Origin of the sequence: Wolbachia endosymbiont (group A) of Phasia obesa (assembly GCF_964028125.1) — a bacterium.
GTDB lineage: Bacteria > Pseudomonadota > Alphaproteobacteria > Rickettsiales > Anaplasmataceae > Wolbachia > Wolbachia pipientis.
In genome coordinates, this window is record NZ_OZ034764.1 from 1,074,180 (window position 1) to 1,095,110 (window position 20,931).

The window sequence follows — 20,931 nt, forward strand, 5'->3', positions numbered from 1 at the left end:
AGGTTAACTAATGTACTCTGCAGTAATAGCAAAACCAAAGAGAAATGTTTTTGCTGTTTTAGACATAGGTACAACAAAAATTATCTGTCTAATCGTTAAGATAAATGGCAACTTCAGCTATAAAGTAACAGGAACGGGTTATAAGATTGCAGAAGGTGTAAACGGTGGATCAATAACTAATGTAAAACACGCAAATTACTCCATCTCATCAACTATAGGTTTAGCTGAACAAGTATCAGAAGAAACCATAGATCAGATATATGTGAACATTGCTGGATGTGGCATCTCATCTTTCAATGTACATAATGAAATTATTGCAGCTAACCATGAGATTTCTGAGCGTGATATAAGACGTTTAGTTTTTCAAACATTTGAGAAATATATTGAAGACAATGTTATCATTCACAATATACCACTAAAATATCACTTAGATGACATGACTGACATAAAAGAAGTTGGTGGATTGTACGGAAAAAGACTATCTGCTGATGTTAATGTTGTCACTGCTTCGCGTCCAGCGCTTACCAATATTGAAAACTGTATTACCAATAATGGTGGATTAAATATGGCAGGTTGTATTGCTTCTGCATATTCTGCAGGTCTTGCGTGTCTCAGTGAAGATGAAAAAGAGCTCGGGACTGCTATTGTTGATATAGGCGGTGGGTGCACTGCAATTGGAATTTTCAAAAGAGGGAAACTTGTGTATGCAAGCAGCGTTCCAATTGGTGGCGTTCATATCACTCGAGATATTGCTTACGGGCTATGCACAAGCATAGAACGTGCAGAGTATATAAAAATACTGTATGGTAGCACTATCGTAACTTCAATAGATGAGAACGAATATATTACAGTCCAAAATAGTGAAAATGATGAACCTACTCAAGTATTCAAATCTGAGCTTATTAACATCATAAGACCAAGAGTTGAAGAAATACTTGAAATGGTAAGAGAGCAATTTCAAGAGCAGAAAGATCCAATTAATAAAGTAGTGATCACAGGTGGAACTAGTCAACTTACAAGCATGAAGGAAATTGCAGGCTATATATTCAATAAACAAGTTCGAATTGGGTCCCCTGAATCTCTCAGTGGCCTTGATGGCGAATATGATAAAAATCCTGTATTTTCTGCTGCTATAGGTTCTATAAAGCTAATAGTTGACACTTTTTATAAAAATAACTCTGGTATGTTAGGACAAGATGGTAAAATGAGTAAATTGTATAATTGGGTTAAATCAAAAGTTACAGTTTAATTTTACTGAATGAAATTCTTATATCTATCAAAGGAAACATTATGAATAAAAAACATTGTTTCAAAATTAATAAATTGGTTCGTGATCATACAACTGAAATTATACGTTCCCATGGAATTATTGTTTATGAGAGGGTGATGGAAAAAGATGAATACATTGAACGTCTCAAAGATAAACTTTTAGAAGAAGCAAAGGAAGTTATTGCCTCTAAAACTCCAGATGAAAATCTTGAAGAGTTAGCCGATTTACTTGAGGTCATACATGCATTAGGCAAAGAAAGTGGACTATCAATAGAACAAATTGAAGAAAAGCGTATCTCTAAAAAACAAGAGAGAGGTGGTTTTGAGAATCGTATCTATAATACTTACATTGAGGTGAATTCTAAGAGCATCGATTACTATCACAAAAAACCTTCAGATTATCCTGAGATAATAGTTGTATAGTTCAGATTATTAAATAGACTTCTTGCTTGACCACCTTTCATACAAATGACTTGACGCTAGGATCCATAGGGCTTATTTTCATAATACGCAAAGTTATTACATTTATGTACTGCAAGTAAGCGTACCAATTATAATAAGACATGGAAAATATGAACATAACTATACACTCACAAGAAGATTTTGAATTTATGCGCAAGGCTGGCAGGCTTGCTGCTGAAACTCTTGATTTCATTGCACCGTACGTAAAGGTAGGGGTGACAACTAATGAATTAAATGATCTATGCCATGACTTTATAATTAATGCAGGTGCAATTCCAGCACCACTAAACTATAGGGGGTATCCAAAATCAATTTGCACTTCAAAAAATGCAGTTGTGTGCCATGGTGTTCCCGATGATAAACCGCTTAAAGATGGAGATATTTTAAATATTGATGTCACGGTGATTTTAAATGGTTGGCATGGTGATACAAGTCGCATGTTTTGGGTTGGCAAACCATCAATCAAAGCAAAACGTTTATGTGATGCTACTTATAATGCGTTGATGGAAGCAATCAAACAAGTTAAGCCCGGCAATAAGTTAAATGAAATAGGGCTTGCTATAGAGAAATATATTAGAGATTTTGGATATTCTATCGTACGCAGCTACTGCGGACATGGTATAGGAAAAGTCTTTCATGCTCCACCAAATGTAGTGCATTTCTATGATCAAGATGAAGATCTTGTCTTAAAGGAAGGTATGTTTTTTACAATAGAGCCAATGATTAATGCTGGAAAACATGAGACTCTGCTCAGTAAACTCGATGACTGGACAGTAACAACACGCGATCTTTCACTTTCTGCTCAATTTGAGCATACACTTGGAGTGACAAAAGATGGTGCTGAAATATTCACATTATCACCTAAGAATTGGCATTTCCCACCTTATAATTAGATTTTTTTAAATTCTGCTATACTGCAACTATACTTGGTTTACTTTGGGTGATTTTGAAGAAAGCTCACCCTTAATTTGCGATATAGCAACTAGCCCAATTAATGCACAGAAAATCATGTAAAAACTAGCTGAAGTCTCTTGTCCTGTAACCTTGATAATTGTTGTGCATATAAATGGTGCAAGGCCGCCAAAAAATCCAGCAGCTATATTTCTTGATAAACCAAATCCACTGTACCGAACCTTTGTTGGAAATAATTCGCACATAAGTGCACTGACAGGACCAAGCGATGCAGCTATTGGAATTATAAAAAGAATGTGTGCCAGCAAGTAATTGCTACTACATAACATTGAAAAAACTGGATAACTCACTATTACAAAAGCTATAAATGCAAACTTCATAACTTTTTCTCTTCCTACCTTATCAGAAAGTATTGCAAACAATACTGTCAATCCTCCGAGCGCAATTTGACTCAGTATTTCCACTATATGATTAAAATGAGTATTTACTGTTAATATTTTATTCGTAAGCACATTGAAAAATACCAGATATATGTAAAGAGATGAGTTTTCAACTATATCAACCCCAACTGATATCAGAAAAGGTTTTTTATAGCTATTTAATAACTCTTTTAATGGCAATTTAGATGGATTTTTCTGTCTTTTATACTCTGGGCTTTCATCAAGTATATATCTCATATATATGCTAATTAATCCCATTGCTAAACTGAAAATGAAAGGTAATCTCCACCCCCAAGATTCAAAATCAGATACTTTTTTGCATATGAGTACCGCTATCAAGCTTAATACTGAACCAAAAATTGCGCTTAATACTTCAATGCTGCCAAAAAATCCTTTTTTGTTTTTAGGAGCATGTTCTATTAAAAATGGTGCATTTCCTGCTTCTCCTCCAAGAGATATACCCTGCAATAACCTTAAACAAACTACCAGCATTGATGCTAGTATTCCAATGCTTTGATAACCTGGAACAAAAGCAATTAATACGGTTGATAGAGTCATTAATATAATCGAGAGCAATAAGGCAACTCTTCTGCCATGCTTATCACCAATGTGACCAAATATAGCAGCACCGACTGGTCTCATTAAGAAACCCACTGCAAACACTCCAAAAGCTTTCAATACGCTGGTTAGTTGATCATCCGATGGAAAAAACACACTACCTATTATGTTTATTAAGTGGCCAAAAAGCATGTGGTCATACCACAATAAAGTGTTACAAATCAAACTTGAAAATATTACTTTTGTTATTTGCTGCATAATTTTCTATAGTTTGTTTAGTATTTAGTAATATACATTACTTTTTTTTATATAATAGAAAAATTTGAACATCATATTAATAATAGCATCTTATTAAATCTTAATATTTTTATATCATTGACTATATTCAAGTGTTTTTATATTATTGCCTATATACTTCCATATGTTTTAGTGGGAAGTTATTTTTATTTGTATGCACAGAGTCTCTTGATGGAGCACTATGACACACACTCCAGTTTTGTTAAAAGAGATGCTATCACTACTATCACCGCAGGATGATGGTATATATGTGGACGCCACATTTGGAGCTGGAGGGTATAGCAAAGCAATATTGGAGTCAGCTGATTGCAAAGTATATGCAATTGATAGAGATGAAACGGTAACTAAGTTTTATGATGATTTAAGCATTAGATATCCCGATAGAATAAAACTATTTATTGAGAAGTTTAGTAATGTTAAAAATTTATTAGATAGCAACAATATTGAAGGTATCGATGGAATAGTTTTTGACATCGGAGTTTCATCTATGCAGCTTGATAACGGAGATAGAGGGTTCTCATTTTTACATGATGGTCCACTCGATATGAGTATGGATAACTCTTCTTATATAAACGCTTCAACGTTTGTTAACGCTTTACGCGAAGAAGAAATCGCAAATACTATATATAACTACGGAGGCGAACGTCATTCTCGCAAAATCGCAAGAGCAATAGTAAATGCACGGAAGAAGAAAACTATCAAAACTACATTTGAGCTTGCGGATATTGTACGTTCTGTGGTGTTTCGTGGAAAAAGCAAAATTGATCCTGCAACCAGAACATTTCAGGCAATCAGAATATGGGTAAACGATGAGCTGGGAGAACTTGAAAAGGGCATTAAAGCTGCATCTGAGATTTTAAGTGAGAATGGCAAATTAATTGTCGTCACCTTTCATTCCTTAGAAGATCGTATAGTCAAAACTTTTTTTAAAGATTTATGTGCTACTGATTGCAAGACATTCTCTCTTCTAAATAAAAAAGTGATCGAAGCAAGTATAGAAGAAGTAAGTGCAAATCCGCGTTCACGCTCAGCAAAACTAAGAGCTATACAGAGGTTGTCATGAGAACTTTCTGCATCATCTCAATAGTTATGTTTTTTCTTAGCATTGTAGGACTATTTAAGGTAAAATTACATGTTCAGTCATTAAATAGAGAGCTAATAAAAATAAAAAGTGAAATTAATTTAGTGCAAAGTGATATGAAAGTTTTACAAGCAGAATGGAGCTATTTGAATAATCCAAAAAGGCTTGCAAGTCTTGTAAAGAAATACCTGAAAAATAACTCTTTAATACTGGCTAGCCAGGTTAAAAATCTTGACTCTTTAAATGGCCGCAGTGTGCTAGCACAACTTAAAATCCATGATCAACAGTGAGATTAAGTCTTATTTTTTACAGATGAGCACATCACAATAAAACTTACTTTGTATCCGTTCAGGATAGCGGCAAGGTAGTATAACCATAGAGTAAAAGTGAGTTTACAACAAATGGTGTCATCCCAGTGCTTGACACTGGGATCCAGCCTTTCCATAATCATCAAAAACATTGTATTTTAACGTAAAACAGCTATTTTTATGCTTACCAACTTAATAAAATTCCTGGATCCCAGTGGGCTTTGTTGCATCGCTAGCTATGATGGATTAAAGATAAAAAAGATAGTGAATATCAGTAGCTTATTATTCTGGTATTTATAACAAGAACGGTCAGTGAATACCTAAATTTGAGTAAAAGAAATTTCACTACCACTCACTAATCTGGCTAAAATTCAAGAATTTCAATGCTTTAGCTATTTTCAATAGAATTAAATTTATTAATATAAATAACAAATTACTATTCTTAAATTTGATCAGATTGATTGCAAAAAAACAAGATTTTCAATAGGTTGCTTATAATCCTAACTATAGTTAGCCTTTCATAAGTAGCGATGCAACAAAGCCATCCCAGTGTCTGGGCACTGGGATGACAAAGGAGAGCAGTGTCAGCTACTTGCATAACACCATTTGTTGTGCAACTTACTTTAGTATGAAATTGCTTGCGTAAGATTTTGGCAGCCTCTTAACATTTTTTGGCATTTCAATTATGTATTTAACGTTGCGTTTTTTTGCGTAGAATACTGCTTTTTCACGAGAATCAAACTTTAATACAATCTGTTTTTTTGGATCTTTTGAGCCAACCCACCCCATTAAAGGTTCAATGTAGTAAGAGCCAGATTCAATTTTCAGGTGCCAGAAATTTGTATTACCTAAACCAGATTGTGTTGCAGTTTTTGTTGGTTTATAAATCCTAAAAACTACTTTATCATCAATGCCCATAGTTCTTGTTAAATAAGCTTAAATATATATCTAAATAAATCCTTTCACAAACAATTAGTATGAAAGAATGAAGTTTGAAATAAATATTTTTATGTTATATTATTATTAAATTATATTAAAAGGATTAGCTGAATAGGAGTAACCGATGACGCAACAGGAAATAGTAACAATTAATGCAGAGTTACGTGATATAACAAAAACAAAAGCGATGCATTCTCTAAGGAAGAAAGGAAACATCCCTGGAATAATATATGGAAAGGGCCATGATAATGTAAATTTGACATTGTCTGCAAAGGAATTCACGAAGCAATATAAATCAGGTTCTCTTTCTGCACATTTGATAGAGCTGAATATTTCGGGCAAAAAGGAATATGCTCTTGTTCGCGATATCCAATTGCATGTAGTAAAGGATACTGTGCAACATGTTGATTTTCAATTTGTTGATAAAGGCAGTGAAATTAAAATAGACATACCTCTATCATTTGTGAATGAAAGTAAAGCCCCAGGGATCAAGTTAGGTGGAGTGCTTAATGTTTTGTGTCGTTCTATTGCTGTTAAATGCTCTCCTGATAAAATACCTCAGGTTATTGAAGTTGATTTATCCGGTAAAATGATTGGCCAGTCTATACATATTAATGATGTAAAATTACCAGAAGGTGTTAAGTTTGTAGCCCATGAAGAAGAAAATTTTACCATTGTTACAATTTCTGCTGCCGATAGTGACGTTGAAGAACCTCAAGCAGAAACAGAGGAATAGTGCACCTGATAGTTGGGCTTGGTAACCCTGGTAGTCAATATGAGTTAACTCATCATAATATCGGCTTCATCGTAGTTGATACAATTTGCAAATATTGGAATTTCCAGTCGTTCTCTAAAAAAGCCGATTATCTAATAACCTCTGGCATAATTAATGATAATAAAATCATGTTAATAAAGCCTTATTCATTTATGAATAATTCAGGCATCCCTGTTGCAAAAATACGAAATTTTTACAAATTATCGCTAGATAATATTGTTGTCATACACGATGACGCTGATTTGGAACTTGGAAGAATAAAAATAAAGAAAGGTGGTAGCTCTGCTGGACATAATGGACTTAAATCCATAGATAGTTTTATTGGCAACGATTATTGGCGCTTGAGATTTGGAGTGGGTAGACCTGAAGATCAAAGAAGCTTAGCAGATTATGTGTTATCAAAATTTTCAAATTTTGATAATGTTACTTCCTTAGTGGAAAAAATAGCAAAAAATATACACTTAATGCTGCAAGGAGATAATACAGCTTTTATCAATTTGATTGTATAATATTACGAAACACAGGGAGTGTATGGTCCCAGAGTGTGATGGTGTGGATTTAGTATGAACAATTCAGGAGATTTTTTCCACTGTAAAGATATAAACTCAAAAGGTGTAAGACCCTTAAGAGTTTTGAGTCTTTTAGCATAATTGTAGGCCATAACAAAGTCATAAAGATGCTCTTTGAGTTGCTGGTGAGACTGATAGTAATACTTCTTAACAGTGGCATTCTTTAAAGTTTTGTTCATACGCTCAACTTGCCCATTTGTCCAAGGATGGCTAACTTTTGTTAGACGGTGTTCAATGTCATTTTCTTCACAAGCTCTATCAAATATATGTTGAAAAGCGTATTTATGGCGTTTTTGGTTGGTAAATTGTACACTGTTATCTGTCAAAATAGTATGGATTTTATATGGTAAAATTTTAATCAAATTACGTAGAAACTCAGCAGCTATAGGTTTTGTAGCACTTTTATACAACTCAACATACGTAAATTTGGATGTTCTATCTATTGCAACAAACAAATATAACTTTCCTTCTTCTGTTCTGACTTCTGCAATATCAATATGGAAATAGCCTATAGGATATTGTTTGAATTTCTTTTTTGGTTTAACTTCGCCATCAACATCTGGTAGTCTGCTAATGCTGTGCCTCTGTAAGCAACGATGTAGACTAGAGCGAGTCAAGTGTGGGATTGAGGTTTGCAAAGCGTAGAGACAATCATCTAATGGCAATAGAGTATGCTTACGAAATGCAACAATTACAGCCTCCTCTTCTAAAGTTAAAACAGTTGATCTTGCATGCTTCGGACCCATATCAGCGTCTTTGGCAAAAGACCGTTTTCTCCATTTAATGATAGTTTTTGGATTAAGGTTATAGTACCTGGAGAGTTTTGCTATGCTCTCTTTACTATTTTGTATTGCTCTACGAATTGTCTCTGTTGTTTTGGCGCACCCATGTAATATTTGTCCCATAATTCCTCCTTTGATGGTATTGTTTTCTCATATTTTATCATACCATCACACTCTGGGACCATACATCCCCCCCTCCCCCCCCTAATTCCTATATCAAACCTTTCTTTACTAGATTATATAGTCAATATAAAAAGCCATATAAAATTGCTTCCACTGCTGCCATGAGGAAATTGCTTATTCTTGCTAACTCTTTAGTCAGAGATGACAGGGTTTTTACTGAGGAATATAACTCTCTGTCTGTTTCTATCTAAGAGCCAGCATAGCTGTGGATAAGTACTTTTATCTGTATAAACGTGCTTATCCACAGCTACATCAATTTTTCTATTGACTTTTAACACAACTGCTGAACAGATACATTCGTCATCCCGCTACGTGTTAGCGGCCAAGATACCGCGGCGGTATGCCGTGGGAAACCTGACTTGCATTAGCTATAAAATAGTGATTTATATAAATCCCATAGCATGCCGAATGAAGCGTTTTTTGAGGAAATTTGAATTTTCAACTGCAATCAAGCCAAGATTTCTTAGTGCTTTAGCGCAGAATATTCTGTTGGAAAACATCCTATTTAATCCATCAGTTGCAAGCGCCATTGTAAAATTATCAAAGTATCTGTTACGTGAAATTTTCTTTAATAAATAACTACTGCCAACATCAATACCAGATGCTTTTGCGGCAACTACGTGCTTTATAATACTTTCTACATCTCTAATTCCAAGATTAAGCCCTTGACCTGCAACTGGATGAATTGAATGTGCTGCATCGCCGATAAGCAAAACTCTACCCTTATATAACTTTTTTGCAAAAGCAAAACTTAAAGGATAAAGTTTTCTTTCACCCTCTAATTTTATCTCTCCTAAATAAGAACCAAATCTTTTTTTAAGCTCTATAATAAATTCTTCTTCAGACAGATCCATTAGCATTTTTGAAATTTCAGATTTTTCTGTCCAAACTATCGAAGAAGTATAGCCACCCTTCATCGGTAGAATTGCAAATGGACCGCCAGGAAAAAAACGCTCTACAGCTAAGTTTTGGTGATGCAGTTTATGCTTTACATTAAATACTATGCTACTTTGTTTATAGTCAAATTTCACTGTCGGTATAGAAAATAACTCTGGTAATTTAGAGTTTTTGCCTTCAGCGCAGATAAGTAGCGATGATATTAATTCCTGGTTATTATCAAGAATAACTTCCACATATCCTGAATCATAAGCAATTGTTTTATAGGAATGTGGAGAGTATATATTTAGTTTATTCAGAAAATTATTGTTGATTGCATTCCATATAGCAGCATTGTTAATAACATAACCCATTGGTTCTTCACCAACCATTTTATGATTGTAATGCACAGTAACCGCATCTAATATGCATATATCAAGTATTGGCTCAGCTTCGCTTTCTATAAACTGCCAAATCCCTAATTTTTCCAATATTTTTTTCGAGCCTTGAGAAATAGCAAATGCTCGGTTGTCATCTACTACACGTGGCAAACTATTTTTTTCAATTACAGCTACAGACACAGAGTTACAACTGAGGCCAATTGCAGTAATAAGACCAAGTAACCCACCACCTGAAATGATTACATCATAATTCATTTTATTTACGCTAATTGTAAAATTATATTTTATCTATTTTGAAAATAGTTTAAACAAACTTTATAGACAAAGACCTATAGCTAACCCAAGAAAGGTTGTAACCAGACTGCATTCTGTGATTTTTAGCAAAACATGATCTTTCATTTGAGCTTCCTTCAATTTAAAGTAAATACAGAAAATTGCTGCCTATAGCTAAACTGACTTAGATTTACCGACAACCGTCATCCCGCTGCTTGTTAGCGGGATCTAGAGATACCGCGGCGGTATGACGGTTCGCGGCGGCATAGCTATCTTCAAAAATATGGTTGAATAATTGTTAATAATAGTGTATAATTATTAATATTTTTAAGCACTTTGGCTATGGCTTTATCTAAGTTTCTCGACCCTAAGCTGGATTTAACCTTTAAAAGAATCTTTGGCACTGAAAAAAATAAGAATATTCTCATACATTTTTTGAATGATATTTTAGGGTTTACTGAGATAAATACTATACAAGAAGTGGAATTCCTCAGTACTATAATGGATCCTGAAATTGCATCTGATAAACAAAGTATAGTTGATGTTCTTTGCAGGGATTCTAGTGGGGCCAGGTATGTGATTGAAATGCAGCTTACTCGCGATAAAGGCTTCGAAAAACGAGCTCAACTATATGCTGCTAAGGCTTACTCAAGGCAAGCTGATAAATCTGGTAAGTACATTGATTTAAAGAAGGTTTTCTTTATTGCTATCTCTAATTGTAATTTATTTCCTGATAAGCTTGATTATATATCCAGCCACACTATAAGAGACGAGAAAACCAATGAGCATGACTTAAAAGATTTTCAATTTGTATTTATTGAACTACCTAAATTTCCTAAGAATAAGGAAGAACAGCTAGAAAGCATAGTGGATCGTTGGTTATTTTTCTTCAAATATGCAGATGAAACTACGGAAGAAGACTTAAGGAAAATAGCAGAAAAAGCACCAATAATAAAGTTAGCCTACGATGAATTAGACAGGTTTAGCTGGAATGAAAAAGATTTAGTAGCTTACGAAGAAAGAATAATGGATCTACGGAAAGAAGAAGCCATTCTTGAATACAGACTTGATCTTGCTACTGAAAAAGGCAAAAAAATTGGTAAAGAGGAAGGCAAAATTGAAGGCAAAATTGAAGGGAAAATCGAAGTCGCAAAAGCAATGCTGGCTAATAATGTTGATGTTAACACTATTGTCAAGTTTACTGGCCTTTCTATTAGTGAGATTGAAGAATTAAGTGTGAACGGTTACCCCTACGTCATACCGCCGCGGCGCTAACTAGTAGCGGAATGACGGTTTTTCAAATTGTAGAGCCACTTTAGCTATAACATCTTTAGCAATACCTTCATAAATCCCTGCTAAATCTTCACTTAACATTAAAGGATTTCCACAATCAGAAGCATGGCATATTTGTGGATCTAGAGGAACTCTGCCTAGAAGTTTGATGCCCAGCTCCTCAGACATTTTTTTTGCACCGTCTTTTCCAAATATGTATATTTTTGAGCCGCTTTGAATGAAATAACTCATATTTTCTACAATGCCAATAACCGGTACGCTGAGCTTTGTAAACATATCATAAATTTTGCGAGCATCGATTAAAGAGAGCTCCTGTGGAGTTGAAACTATTATCGCCCCAGTTAAGTTAAAATTTTCCATAAGACTTAAATGCACATCGCCAGTTCCAGGTGGTGTATCAATTATCAAATACTCTATATCGGACCATTTTGTTCCCATTAGCAGACTATAAAGTGCTTTTGTAATCATAGGTCCGCGCCATATTGCTGCACGATCTTTATCGATAAAATAGCCAATTGAAATAGTATGCAGTCCATACTTTTCTATAGGCATTGCTTTACTATCCTGTATTTCTGGCTTTAATTTTTCAGCGCCAAGCATTTTAGGAATTGAAGGACCATATATATCTGCATCAACCAGCGCAACTTTGTGTTTTAACTTTGCTAATGAGAGAGCAAGATTTAGCGCAACTGTGGACTTGCCCACACCGCCTTTACCAGAGGCCACAACGATTATATTTTTCACTCCTTCGATATGTAATTTAGCTTTTTGTTGCCCAGTTTGTTTTTGACAAGTAGCAACCACGGTCACTTTTGTCACCCCCGGTATAGCTTTAACAGCTTGCTCACAATTTCTTCTTAATTCTTCATTTGCTTGCGTGTTACCGGCAACTTCAAGCACAAAACCAACATCTTGACCTTTAATAATAATTGAGGATATTATGCCAAGAGCGATCACATCTTTACCGCTTTTTTGCTCTATGACTTTTTTTAAGTTCTCTCTTACAATTTTTTCGTTGATCATTAGCCTTTTAGGTGATTTCTTCCTGAAGTCGTTTAATCTCAGCTTGAGGAAGGCCGGTTGTCTGAGAGATAATATCAATAGAGATGTCAGCCTTAAGTAGGTTTTTTGCTACTTCAATCTTTCCTTCAATCTTTCCCTCATCAAGTTTTTTAGCGAGGATGCCTTCTTCTTTCAGCAGATCCATTATTCTTTCTTCATATGCTACTAAATCTTTTTCATTCCAGCTAAACCTGTCTAATTCATCGTAGGCTAACTTTATTATTGGTGCTTTTTCTGCTATTTTCCTTAAGTCTTCTTCCGTAGTTTCATCTGCATATTGTTGTCTAAGTGAAGAAGGTCGCCCCTCCTCACTCGACTTCAAAACCGTACGTGAGACTTTGAGCCTCATACGGCTTCTCTCTAATTTGGTGCTTTTCATGCACACCTCCTGTGTAATTCATCGTGACAATGTCCATGTAACAAAGATAAGTTTGTGATCATATTGTTTCGTCTATTCTGGTCTTTGTGATGTATTTTTATTGTATCATCACTTTTAAACCATAGTCTACAATTATCGCATTTACTTTGGTGCAACCTCAATAATTTTATTACTCCTAGTGGCTTATCTGGTATTTTTCTCAGACGTTTACCCCAATATACCCAATCACCATCATATGGGGATCTGGTTTTTTGCACTTTGTTTAATAACATGATCGCTGTGTATAGTAAGACGTACCTTGTTACTTGTCATAAAGCGCCAGTTTTCGTTATTATACTTCTTAAAGTACTTTCTTTTTATCCAGCATTTCCCTTTGTTTGGGTGCCTAAAGACTGACCTTACCCAGAAAAAGTGGAGAGAAAGAAAGGAGTTTTTTCGGGTAAAATAAAATTTTGGAGGATTAGAAATGGTAAGAGAATATACAGCAGAATTCAAATTGGAAGCTGTTAAACTGGCAAATGAACAAAGAAAGGCAGGTCAAACAATTACAAAAATAGCAAGAGATTTAGGAATAAAGGGTGGTTTATTAGGAAAATGGATAAAGAAACACAACGAAAAAAAGTCGGCAGCAGATGCATTTCCAGGTAGAGGTAACATGGCTCCTTACGACAAAGAGAGGTTTGATTTACAAAGCAAGAGTAACAAGGGAAAGAGACATTTAAAAAAAAGCCCTGGCCAGTCAAAAAGAGTAAAATATTTTTTTATATAGTAACTGCTATAAAGTACAGGAATTATGTAGGATTTTCTGCTAGTGGCTACTATAAGTGGACTACAAGAAAAATAAGCAGTAGAGAATCAGCAAATAAAGAGCTACTCGAAGCTATTCAAAAAATATATCAAGTTTCTAAATGTAGATATGGAGCTCCTAAAATTTATGCTGAATTGAAGGCTTTGGGTAAAAGTTGCAACTTAAAAACAGTGCAAAGTATTATGCAGAAAAATGGTATTCAGGCTATATTGAGAAGAAAATTTAAAATTAAGAAACAACAAACGGACAGTAGCTCCCAATATATTAGACCAAAACTTTATTGTCGATCAACCAAATAAAGTATGGGATTACTTATATAAAAACCAAAGAAGGATGGCTATATTTGGCAACAATAATCGATCTATATTCACGCATGGTAGTTAATGAGCAGTTCAATAAATAAACAATTGGTTATGGACTCTTTATTAATGGCCGTTAACAAGCGTAAACCTGCCAAAAATCTACTATTACATAGTGATCAAGGTTCACAATATACTGCGCAAGGGTATCAATATCTCTTAGCTGTAAAGAATATAGATGAGTAATAAAGGCTGTTGTTACGACAATTCTGTTGCAGAAAGCTTCTTTAGCTCATTGAAAAGAGAAATACTTATTGATACTTCACAACACTCTGCTCAACAAACTAGAACTGCAATATTTGAATACATAGAAATTTTTTATAACAAACAACGTCACTATTAACTATTGCATTCCAGAACAATTTGATGCATCATTCTTTTTGTAAAAAACATTCCACACTTTCTCTCCACTTTTTCTGGGTAAGGTCAATTGACAACTGTCCACTTTCTATTCCCATGGATTCATATTTTTTGCCTTGACCAAGAAAAAATTCAGCTATTGACTTACTTTCTCTTGCAACAACTTCTTCCTTAACAATTTTTCCTTTCTCATCAACGATACTTATAAAAGTTTCTTTTAGTGAGATCGCTATAATATTCCATGAGACTGCTCCTACTAATAAAAGTTTAAATTATTTTTGAAGAACTTATTCTACTGAATTCGTTACTTCGTGCTAAAATAATGGACTCCATCATTCAACAGCAATTACAGTATGTTTACCCTTTTTCTTGTTATTTTTCTAATCTATAGTCAGCGTTCAAAACCATATTCGAAAAGTATCTCATATATTTCCAGATTTTTTTAATGCTGTTTATTTCATCCTCAACATTGCCTCTACCTTTATGAACTAAGTAGCAGCATTAAAAATTATAACGTATTCCTACTTCTAGAATCGCGTCCGGTATTTGTACTGGTGGTTTAAAGCCACTTAGTTGCCCGCCTGCGGTAATACCAACTGTACCAACTATCTGTGGAGCAATTTCATAATCAACACCGACCTTTAGTTTATAGGAAATAGAACCCAGTATTTTATCTACTACAGATGCCTTCTCTCCAGCAGCTTCAATATCTTTGCTTGCAGGTTCACTTGTACCACTGTTACCAAAGCCAAAAGGTATTACTTGTAGGTATCCTCCTAAACCTCCGCTGACATATAGCTTAACGGGATCAATATCAAGGTTAGGGTAATAACGGTAATTTGCTAATAAGCTAGCCCCCATTTTCTTTTCTTCTTTACCAAACATATCACTTATGTCAGTGAGAACCTCAAGTTCAAACTTAGAGTTTTTGTCATGATGATAACCAAAAACAACGCTAGGTTTTATTTTTAAGCCACCACCCCATCCAGCACCAAAGTTTAAACCTGCATAATACTGATCTTCTGACTTACTTGCACTATTATTAGCTGTACCTGCTAGAGATGAAGTGAGCAACACAGCTAAAGCACATAATCTTTTCATTTTCATATAACTCCTCATACAAAAAAATATATAATGCATAAGTATATATCCTTTATATTAAAAAAGATATAATCGCATGTTAAAAAGAGTATAACCATGAAGTCAAAGATGCGCTACGGATTTTTTATATAACTATATTTACTATCTTATTTGGTACAGCATATACAGTGCGAACTTTGTTTTGATCGATCTTACTGGACACAGAGTCTATCGCTATTTTCTTCAATTCTTCTTGAGGTAAGTTAATTGCCACTTCGATTGTCGCACGCAACTTTCCATTGATCTGCACTGCTATAGTTACCGTATCGTCAACTAATAATGATTCATCAGCTTTTGGCCAAGGTTGACCTCCTATTTCTTGCCATAGGCTTTCAGCTAAATGCGGCATAAATGGTTCGATTACTCTGATTAGTATGCATATACCTTCATTAATAAGAGATTTTCCAGCTGCTACGTCTATTTCAGCTATTAAATTCGTCATTTCACGAAATTTTGCCACTACACAGTTTAATCTGCAGTTTTCCAAGTCATCTGTAAGTCCATGTAAGAGTTTATGAATTTTTTTTCTGTACTCTAGAAGTCCACCCGTAACACTTTTGTTATCATAGTGCATATTCACAGGCTTAAGCTGCATGACCATACGCCACAATTTATTTACATAACGAGAACAACCTTCCACACCATCATCGGACCATTCCATATCTTTCTCTGGAGGAGTGTCAGACAACACAAACAAGCGGGCAGTATCAGCACCATACTTTTCTATGATAAAATTTGGATCAACTGTGTTCTTTTTCGATTTGCTCATTTTCTCGACTTTTCCAACTTGAACCTTAGCTCCTTGTGCAATCAACTCTTTTGCTTCTGCGGGAAATAGCCACTTACCATTTTCGTCTTTATAAGTTGCATGGCAGACCATTCCTTGAGTGATTAAAGTAGAGAAAGGCTCTTTAATATCAAAATAGCCACATTTGGTTAAAGCACGGCAGAAAAATCGTGAGTAAAGCAAATGCAGAATTGCATGCTCTATCCCACCTATATAATAATCAACAGGCATAAAACGATTACATGCATCTTTGTCTATTGATTTATCTTCACTACAGAATGCAGCAAAATACCAGGAAGACTCAAAAAAGGTGTCGAATGTATCAGTTTCACGCTCTGCTTGCTTTCCACATTTTGGGCAATCAACGAACTTCCAAGTTGGGTGTTTATCAAGCGGATTACCACCACTTGTAAATTCCACATCTGTTGGTAGAACTACAGGAAGGTCTTTTTCTGGTACTGGAACAGTTCCGCAGTCTCTGCAATATATGATAGGTATAGGGCATCCCCAATAACGTTGTCTCGAAATTCCCCAATCATGTAAACGATAGTTTGTTGTTTTCTCACCTATCCCTTTTTCTTTGAGCTTTTTAATGATTACTTCCTTTGCTTCACTAACCGTCAATCCATTTAAGAATTCAGAGTTGCACATTATTTCGCCGCCAGTGTAGGCTTCTTCTAGAGTCACTATGGCTTGTGCACCCTTTTCACAAATAACAGGAATAACCGGCAAATCGTATTTCTGTGCAAATTCAAAATCACGCTGATCATGTGCAGGGCACCCAAAAATCGCGCCTTCCCCATATTCCATCAACACAAAATTCGCTATGTAAAGCGGCAATTCCTTATCAAGAAATGGATGCTTGACGTTTAATCCGGTGTAAACTCCTATTTTTTCGTCATTTTCCTCCTTTGCTTTCATGCCATCGATAAAGTCTCGTATTTCTTTGTCCTTAAGATCCTGCACAATAGGGTGTTCTGCTGCTACCGCAAAAAAAGAAGCTCCAAACCAAGTATGAGGAGAAGTTGTAAAAATCTTTAATTTCTTATTTAAGCCAACTATTTCAAAATCTATAGTTACCCCTTCAGATTTTCCTATCCAACGCTCCTGCATTGTTTTGACTTTTTCTGGCCAATTTTTCAAACTTTGCAGACACTTGAGTAAATCTTCAGCGAAATCAGTAATCTTTAAAAACCACTGGGATAACTTACGTTTTTCAACAACGGCGCCTGACCGCCATCCTTTTCCATCAACCACCTGTTCATTTGCAAGCACTGTTTGGTCCACTGGATCCCAGTTAACCCATGATTCTTTTCGATAGGCAAGCCCATGCTTTAAAAAATCCAGGAAAAATTTTTGTTCGTGTTTGTAATAATCAGGCTCACATGTGGAGAGTTCACGCTCCCAATTATAAGAAAGACCTATAGATTTCAACTGTGTACGCATATTATCTATATTCTCTTTTGTCCATGTTTCGGGGCTAATATTGTTATCCCTTGCTGCATTCTCAGCTGGTAATCCAAACGCATCCCAGCCAATTGGATGCAAAACCTCAAATCCATTAGCTCTCTTGTAACGCGCTATCACATCCCCTATTGCATAGTTACGTAAGTGTCCCATATGAATTTTACCAGATGGATATGGAAACATTTCCAACACGTAACACTTTTCTTGTTTACCACTCTTGCTTACAGAAAAATCCCATTTATCTTGATAAAATTTTTCAACACTTTTAAAATCATATTTCATATAAATCCAAATTCAATTACAGTTCATATGCATCAAAGGATCAACCGCTTGGCCATTATGTCGTATTGTGAAACACATCTGTGGATCTTTATCTTGTGTGCTTGATTTACCTGCAGATCCAATTACTTGACCTTGCTTTACTTTATCGCCAATTTCAACATGTATGTTTTTTAAATAGGAGTACACAGTCATGTAATTATCTTTGTGTTCCACTATAATTAAATTCCCATACCATCTCAGCCCTTTGCCTACATATATCACTTTGCCTGGTGCAGAGGAAACTACGTTCGTTCCATTTTGAGCAGCAATTTTTATGCCATCCTTACACATTTCATCAGAAGAGGTAGCTGAACCTTTAACTGGCATTACAAATTTACAATTTACCCCCACATTTTGTGTATTATTGTTATCTTTGTATATCCTATTTATGATGGCTTTTCTACTTTCTTTTTGCACTGAAGGCTCCCTAATTAAATGGTACTCTCTTGTATATTCCAGATCTCTTTTTCCGTAAAATTCTTCGCCTTTAAGCAGCACAGGTGCAGGTTTTTGCAGGCCACAGCCTATTAATATTGCTAATAACATAAGAAATGAGGCTATATGCCACATTTTAAACTCTCACAAAACTCCAAAATTTTAGCGAGACGTAGTGTTTCACGCCTGCTTGTTACTTTCCTCGTTATTTATTTTACTAGTTAAATAGTCCCTCAAATCGGTGAGTTCTTGCAACAAATTCTTTGTGACTTTTATATCATTACCAAATTCTTTTTGCACTCCTTTTATTGTATATCCTTTATCATATAGCATGTATTTTACTTTCTTTATGGCCTCTATACACTTGCGATCATATAGCCTTCTTCCTTTACGCTTTGTAGGCTTAATTTGATGAAATTGACCTTCCCAAAATCTCAAAACATGCTGTTCCAAATGTAGCTCTTCAGCTACTTCCCCAATCGTATAAAATAATTTTTCCTTGTTCATTAATTATTGATTGATTTTTTTATAATTTTTGAAGGCCTAAAAGAAACTGAATTTCTTGCCTGAATCATCACTTTCTCCGATGTATTTGGTATATTTCCTGGTCTTTCCTTCTTTTTCTTAACCAAGAATGTTCCAAATGACGATATTTTTACTATTCCATCCTTTACCAAGCTTGTCTTTATTTCGTCCAATATATCATCTATTATCGAAACAGAGTCTTCCTTTGATAATCCTATTTCTTGGTTTATATCTCCAGCTATCGTTGCCTTAGTTACTGTTGTGTCTTTTGTTGTAACGTGATCCATTATTGATAAATATTACAATACGTAAATATAATATAGCAATCGACTCGAGATTCAGCTACTTTATTTTTTAGAGTATGTCTCTTTTGTTGCATAATTTAAAATACCGGCAACTATCAATATCGCAAATATTGCAAAAAGTGCCATTTTATGATCTGTAAAAAGTGCTAACATTGACACTATAACTCCACTGCCAATAAACATAAATCCATTGATAATGGATGATGATGTGCTGATGTATTTTCGTTTCACAATCTCGCTGCCGACAGTAAAATTAAGCATATGTCCTCCCGCAAAAAACCCGAACATTAACATACAAAAGTACACAACGTGGACTGTTAAATGGCTGTATAGTAAAATAATAATTGAGACGCCTTGCAATAAAGCAAAAGCAGAAATTACATGTTTCCTATTTTTAAATAAGTTTGAGATTCGATCTGCAATTGGAGCACCAACTGCAAGACCAAGCCATAGTATTGCAGTTGCTATACCTGACTCCATTGCATTGAGTTCTGAGTTGCCCAGTAACCTTGGAGCCCACAAGGTATTAAGTGCTAAAAATGTTCCAAAAGTAATAGCACCCACCACTGAAGTTATCCAGATATCTCTTAATTTTAGCACTGTTAATATAGAGCACATTACTGTCTTCATAGAGCTTTTTATTGTGCGCTTTTCTGAGCTGCTTTCTGGAAGTGTGTTTGGACAAAAAAGCGTAAGTACAAATATCAACACACCAAATAGTATTATGCATACAATCAGATTTTTCCAATATGCATCTTCGGCAAGCAAGTTAGAGAACAGTATTTGAATTACCAAAGCAGAAAGGCTTGAAATTGTCTGCACTAGTGAAAACATTAGTCCAAATTGGGCAGCGGAAAAACATATGCTACTTGTGTGAGCAGCACCAATAAAACCAAATGATGCTCCAGTTGCAATCAACACTTGAGACAAAATCAAATGGGAGAAATTGTCACTATTAATAAGGACAAAAAACCCCAAGATCATAGTTGATAACGAGAAAAAATAAATTTTTTTACTGGAAAAAACATTAAACGTTGCTCCACTAAAAAATTGTAAGATGGCGAAAGTCCAAGTATATGCTGAATTAGCCAGTGCAACTTGCGCGATTGTAAGTCCAAGTTCCTTTTCGAGATTTACACTTATAAAGGTATAAATTATCTGCATGTTGCTGAATATAACAACCAAGTTACTAATCAGCCAAATGAACCAAGCCTTAGCTCTGCTTTCCATAAGATTTATTTTTATAAGTAATCTATTAGAAATTTAACACTAAGTCTCTTTTTAAGCTATTGTTTCCTGACTACTGTTATAGCTAACCCAAAAAACGGTTTCCCTACGTCATGCCGCCGCGGTATCTCTAGATCCCGCTAACAAGCAGCGGGATGACGAGCTTATCGTCACGCCGCCACGAACCGTCATACCGCGATTCATTCGCGGTATCTCAGCCGCTAACAAGTAGCGGGATGACGGTTGTCAGGGTGTCATGAAAGTAGCTGACACTGGAATCCAGAAAAAAAGAAATATGTATCAGCTACTTTCATTTGCTGCGCCTCGAAAATAAACGT

The 20,931-nt window shown here is 35.1% G+C and carries 24 protein-coding genes; 12 read left to right on the plus strand and 12 right to left on the minus strand.

Features of this window, described 5'->3' with window-relative positions; genetic code table 11:
* Nucleotides 1-10 precede the first annotated feature (10 nt).
* From ftsA to map, 3 genes are all read left to right on the plus strand, one after another.
* Complete coding sequence (ftsA, locus tag ABWU29_RS05380; RefSeq protein WP_015588807.1) at nucleotides 11-1,249, plus strand: cell division protein FtsA; 1,239 nt, start codon at nucleotides 11-13, stop codon at nucleotides 1,247-1,249.
* A 41-nt stretch (nucleotides 1,250-1,290) separates the two neighbouring features.
* Nucleotides 1,291-1,692 carry a nucleoside triphosphate pyrophosphohydrolase gene (locus ABWU29_RS05385; RefSeq protein WP_015588808.1) on the plus strand — a complete coding sequence of 134 codons (402 nt, stop codon included), beginning with the start codon at nucleotides 1,291-1,293 and terminating at the stop codon, nucleotides 1,690-1,692.
* Between the two features lie 149 nt (nucleotides 1,693-1,841).
* Nucleotides 1,842-2,624: a type I methionyl aminopeptidase gene (gene map / locus ABWU29_RS05390; RefSeq protein ID WP_141456790.1), complete on the plus strand. Its 783-nt coding sequence runs from the start codon at nucleotides 1,842-1,844 to the stop codon at nucleotides 2,622-2,624.
* Nucleotides 2,625-2,651: 27 nt separating this feature from the next.
* On the opposite strand, the gene ABWU29_RS05395 is transcribed toward map, so the two are convergent.
* Entirely contained in the window at nucleotides 2,652-3,899 is a 1,248-nt protein-coding gene (locus ABWU29_RS05395) for an MFS transporter (RefSeq protein WP_015588810.1), read from the minus strand.
* A gap of 220 nt (nucleotides 3,900-4,119) precedes the next feature.
* On the opposite strand from ABWU29_RS05395, the gene rsmH reads away from it, so the two are divergent.
* A complete protein-coding gene (gene rsmH / locus ABWU29_RS05400; protein ID WP_015588811.1) occupies nucleotides 4,120-5,001 on the plus strand; it encodes a 16S rRNA (cytosine(1402)-N(4))-methyltransferase RsmH in 882 nt (293 codons plus the stop codon).
* Nucleotides 4,998-5,309 carry a hypothetical protein gene (locus tag ABWU29_RS05405; protein ID WP_010962410.1) on the plus strand — a complete coding sequence of 104 codons (312 nt, stop codon included), beginning with the start codon at nucleotides 4,998-5,000 and terminating at the stop codon, nucleotides 5,307-5,309. Before rsmH ends, ABWU29_RS05405 begins: the two co-directional genes overlap by 4 nt.
* 636 nt (nucleotides 5,310-5,945) lie before the next feature.
* Here ABWU29_RS05405 and ABWU29_RS05410 read toward each other — a convergent pair.
* On the minus strand, nucleotides 5,946-6,245 hold the full coding sequence (locus ABWU29_RS05410) for an NADH dehydrogenase ubiquinone Fe-S protein 4 (RefSeq protein WP_141456789.1): 300 nt from the start codon (nucleotides 6,243-6,245) through the stop codon (nucleotides 5,946-5,948).
* Between the two features lie 145 nt (nucleotides 6,246-6,390).
* Here ABWU29_RS05410 and ABWU29_RS05415 point away from each other — a divergent pair, with 145 nt between their 5' ends.
* On the plus strand, nucleotides 6,391-7,002 hold the full coding sequence (locus ABWU29_RS05415; protein WP_010962412.1) for a 50S ribosomal protein L25/general stress protein Ctc: 612 nt from the start codon (nucleotides 6,391-6,393) through the stop codon (nucleotides 7,000-7,002).
* Nucleotides 7,002-7,550, plus strand: coding sequence for an aminoacyl-tRNA hydrolase (gene pth, locus ABWU29_RS05420; RefSeq protein ID WP_015588814.1), 549 nt, complete (start codon nucleotides 7,002-7,004; stop codon nucleotides 7,548-7,550). The genes ABWU29_RS05415 and pth overlap by 1 nt, the downstream gene beginning before the upstream one ends.
* A gap of 2 nt (nucleotides 7,551-7,552) precedes the next feature.
* On the opposite strand, the gene ABWU29_RS05425 is transcribed toward pth, so the two are convergent.
* A complete protein-coding gene (locus tag ABWU29_RS05425) occupies nucleotides 7,553-8,515 on the minus strand; it encodes an IS481-like element ISWpi4 family transposase (RefSeq protein ID WP_264378199.1) in 963 nt (320 codons plus the stop codon).
* Between the two features lie 443 nt (nucleotides 8,516-8,958).
* Nucleotides 8,959-10,107, minus strand: a complete 1,149-nt coding sequence (ubiH, locus tag ABWU29_RS05430) for a 2-octaprenyl-6-methoxyphenyl hydroxylase (RefSeq protein WP_141456788.1) — start codon at nucleotides 10,105-10,107, stop codon at nucleotides 8,959-8,961.
* Nucleotides 10,108-10,467: 360 nt separating this feature from the next.
* Here ubiH and ABWU29_RS05435 point away from each other — a divergent pair, with 360 nt between their 5' ends.
* A complete protein-coding gene (locus ABWU29_RS05435) occupies nucleotides 10,468-11,400 on the plus strand; it encodes an Rpn family recombination-promoting nuclease/putative transposase (protein WP_265027936.1) in 933 nt (310 codons plus the stop codon).
* Here the strand turns inward: ABWU29_RS05435 and ABWU29_RS05440 are convergent, their stop codons facing one another.
* Nucleotides 11,401-12,441: an Mrp/NBP35 family ATP-binding protein gene (locus tag ABWU29_RS05440; RefSeq protein ID WP_015588818.1), complete on the minus strand. Its 1,041-nt coding sequence runs from the start codon at nucleotides 12,439-12,441 to the stop codon at nucleotides 11,401-11,403. It abuts the gene before it with no gap.
* A 7-nt stretch (nucleotides 12,442-12,448) separates the two neighbouring features.
* Nucleotides 12,449-12,859, minus strand: a complete 411-nt coding sequence (locus ABWU29_RS05445) for a hypothetical protein (protein WP_174517022.1) — start codon at nucleotides 12,857-12,859, stop codon at nucleotides 12,449-12,451.
* Nucleotides 12,860-13,325: 466 nt separating this feature from the next.
* Between ABWU29_RS05445 and ABWU29_RS05450 the strand changes: the two genes are divergently transcribed.
* From ABWU29_RS05450 to ABWU29_RS05465, 4 genes are all read left to right on the plus strand, one after another.
* The gene (locus ABWU29_RS05450; RefSeq protein ID WP_081600753.1) at nucleotides 13,326-13,628 is read left to right on the plus strand and encodes a transposase; all 303 of its coding nucleotides are present in this window, start codon (nucleotides 13,326-13,328) and stop codon (nucleotides 13,626-13,628) included.
* Nucleotides 13,629-13,750: 122 nt separating this feature from the next.
* The gene (locus ABWU29_RS05455; protein ID WP_353279436.1) at nucleotides 13,751-13,966 is read left to right on the plus strand and encodes an IS3 family transposase; all 216 of its coding nucleotides are present in this window, start codon (nucleotides 13,751-13,753) and stop codon (nucleotides 13,964-13,966) included.
* Nucleotides 13,967-14,050: 84 nt separating this feature from the next.
* Nucleotides 14,051-14,212, plus strand: a complete 162-nt coding sequence (locus ABWU29_RS05460; protein ID WP_341817945.1) for a DDE-type integrase/transposase/recombinase — start codon at nucleotides 14,051-14,053, stop codon at nucleotides 14,210-14,212.
* Nucleotides 14,205-14,369: an IS3 family transposase gene (locus ABWU29_RS05465; RefSeq protein WP_010082072.1), complete on the plus strand. Its 165-nt coding sequence runs from the start codon at nucleotides 14,205-14,207 to the stop codon at nucleotides 14,367-14,369. Before ABWU29_RS05460 ends, ABWU29_RS05465 begins: the two co-directional genes overlap by 8 nt.
* Nucleotides 14,370-14,887: 518 nt before the next feature.
* Here ABWU29_RS05465 and ABWU29_RS05470 read toward each other — a convergent pair.
* The 6 genes from ABWU29_RS05470 to ABWU29_RS05495 form a co-directional block, all read right to left on the minus strand.
* The gene (locus ABWU29_RS05470) at nucleotides 14,888-15,493 is read right to left on the minus strand and encodes an OmpA-like protein (protein WP_015588785.1); all 606 of its coding nucleotides are present in this window, start codon (nucleotides 15,491-15,493) and stop codon (nucleotides 14,888-14,890) included.
* A 118-nt stretch (nucleotides 15,494-15,611) separates the two neighbouring features.
* Complete coding sequence (gene leuS, locus ABWU29_RS05475; RefSeq protein ID WP_141456805.1) at nucleotides 15,612-18,062, minus strand: leucine--tRNA ligase; 2,451 nt, start codon at nucleotides 18,060-18,062, stop codon at nucleotides 15,612-15,614.
* Nucleotides 18,063-18,074: 12 nt separating this feature from the next.
* Nucleotides 18,075-18,671 carry a murein hydrolase activator EnvC family protein gene (locus ABWU29_RS05480; protein WP_006279879.1) on the minus strand — a complete coding sequence of 199 codons (597 nt, stop codon included), beginning with the start codon at nucleotides 18,669-18,671 and terminating at the stop codon, nucleotides 18,075-18,077.
* A 45-nt stretch (nucleotides 18,672-18,716) separates the two neighbouring features.
* On the minus strand, nucleotides 18,717-19,043 hold the full coding sequence (locus ABWU29_RS05485) for a MerR family transcriptional regulator (protein ID WP_006279880.1): 327 nt from the start codon (nucleotides 19,041-19,043) through the stop codon (nucleotides 18,717-18,719).
* Entirely contained in the window at nucleotides 19,043-19,348 is a 306-nt protein-coding gene (locus tag ABWU29_RS05490) for an integration host factor subunit alpha (protein WP_006279881.1), read from the minus strand. Before ABWU29_RS05490 ends, ABWU29_RS05485 begins: the two co-directional genes overlap by 1 nt.
* 60 nt (nucleotides 19,349-19,408) lie before the next feature.
* On the minus strand, nucleotides 19,409-20,596 hold the full coding sequence (locus ABWU29_RS05495; RefSeq protein WP_141456806.1) for an MFS transporter: 1,188 nt from the start codon (nucleotides 20,594-20,596) through the stop codon (nucleotides 19,409-19,411).
* Nucleotides 20,597-20,931: the final 335 nt, after the last annotated feature.

Excerpts from the sequence above, each read along its gene's own strand:
- ABWU29_RS05385 (WP_015588808.1), top strand. The coding sequence starts at position 1,291 with ATGAATAAAAAACATTGTTTCAAAATTAATAAATTGGTTCGTGATCAT.
- ABWU29_RS05460 (WP_341817945.1), top strand. The coding sequence starts at position 14,051 with ATGAGCAGTTCAATAAATAAACAATTGGTTATGGACTCTTTATTAATG.
- ABWU29_RS05410 (WP_141456789.1), bottom strand. The coding sequence starts at position 6,245 with ATGGGCATTGATGATAAAGTAGTTTTTAGGATTTATAAACCAACAAAA.
- ABWU29_RS05495 (WP_141456806.1), bottom strand. The coding sequence starts at position 20,596 with ATGGAAAGCAGAGCTAAGGCTTGGTTCATTTGGCTGATTAGTAACTTG.
- ABWU29_RS05470 (WP_015588785.1), bottom strand. The coding sequence starts at position 15,493 with ATGAAAATGAAAAGATTATGTGCTTTAGCTGTGTTGCTCACTTCATCT.
- ABWU29_RS05465 (WP_010082072.1), top strand. The coding sequence starts at position 14,205 with ATGAGTAATAAAGGCTGTTGTTACGACAATTCTGTTGCAGAAAGCTTC.
- ABWU29_RS05425 (WP_264378199.1), bottom strand. The coding sequence starts at position 8,515 with ATGGGACAAATATTACATGGGTGCGCCAAAACAACAGAGACAATTCGT.
- ABWU29_RS05415 (WP_010962412.1), top strand. The coding sequence starts at position 6,391 with ATGACGCAACAGGAAATAGTAACAATTAATGCAGAGTTACGTGATATA.
- map (WP_141456790.1), top strand. The coding sequence starts at position 1,842 with ATGAACATAACTATACACTCACAAGAAGATTTTGAATTTATGCGCAAG.
- ABWU29_RS05395 (WP_015588810.1), bottom strand. The coding sequence starts at position 3,899 with ATGCAGCAAATAACAAAAGTAATATTTTCAAGTTTGATTTGTAACACT.
- ABWU29_RS05485 (WP_006279880.1), bottom strand. The coding sequence starts at position 19,043 with ATGAACAAGGAAAAATTATTTTATACGATTGGGGAAGTAGCTGAAGAG.
- ABWU29_RS05480 (WP_006279879.1), bottom strand. The coding sequence starts at position 18,671 with ATGTGGCATATAGCCTCATTTCTTATGTTATTAGCAATATTAATAGGC.
- ubiH (WP_141456788.1), bottom strand. The coding sequence starts at position 10,107 with ATGAATTATGATGTAATCATTTCAGGTGGTGGGTTACTTGGTCTTATT.
- ABWU29_RS05435 (WP_265027936.1), top strand. The coding sequence starts at position 10,468 with ATGGCTTTATCTAAGTTTCTCGACCCTAAGCTGGATTTAACCTTTAAA.
- leuS (WP_141456805.1), bottom strand. The coding sequence starts at position 18,062 with ATGAAATATGATTTTAAAAGTGTTGAAAAATTTTATCAAGATAAATGG.
- ABWU29_RS05445 (WP_174517022.1), bottom strand. The coding sequence starts at position 12,859 with ATGAAAAGCACCAAATTAGAGAGAAGCCGTATGAGGCTCAAAGTCTCA.
- rsmH (WP_015588811.1), top strand. The coding sequence starts at position 4,120 with ATGACACACACTCCAGTTTTGTTAAAAGAGATGCTATCACTACTATCA.
- ABWU29_RS05450 (WP_081600753.1), top strand. The coding sequence starts at position 13,326 with ATGGTAAGAGAATATACAGCAGAATTCAAATTGGAAGCTGTTAAACTG.
- ftsA (WP_015588807.1), top strand. The coding sequence starts at position 11 with ATGTACTCTGCAGTAATAGCAAAACCAAAGAGAAATGTTTTTGCTGTT.
- ABWU29_RS05405 (WP_010962410.1), top strand. The coding sequence starts at position 4,998 with ATGAGAACTTTCTGCATCATCTCAATAGTTATGTTTTTTCTTAGCATT.
- ABWU29_RS05440 (WP_015588818.1), bottom strand. The coding sequence starts at position 12,441 with ATGATCAACGAAAAAATTGTAAGAGAGAACTTAAAAAAAGTCATAGAG.
- ABWU29_RS05490 (WP_006279881.1), bottom strand. The coding sequence starts at position 19,348 with ATGGATCACGTTACAACAAAAGACACAACAGTAACTAAGGCAACGATA.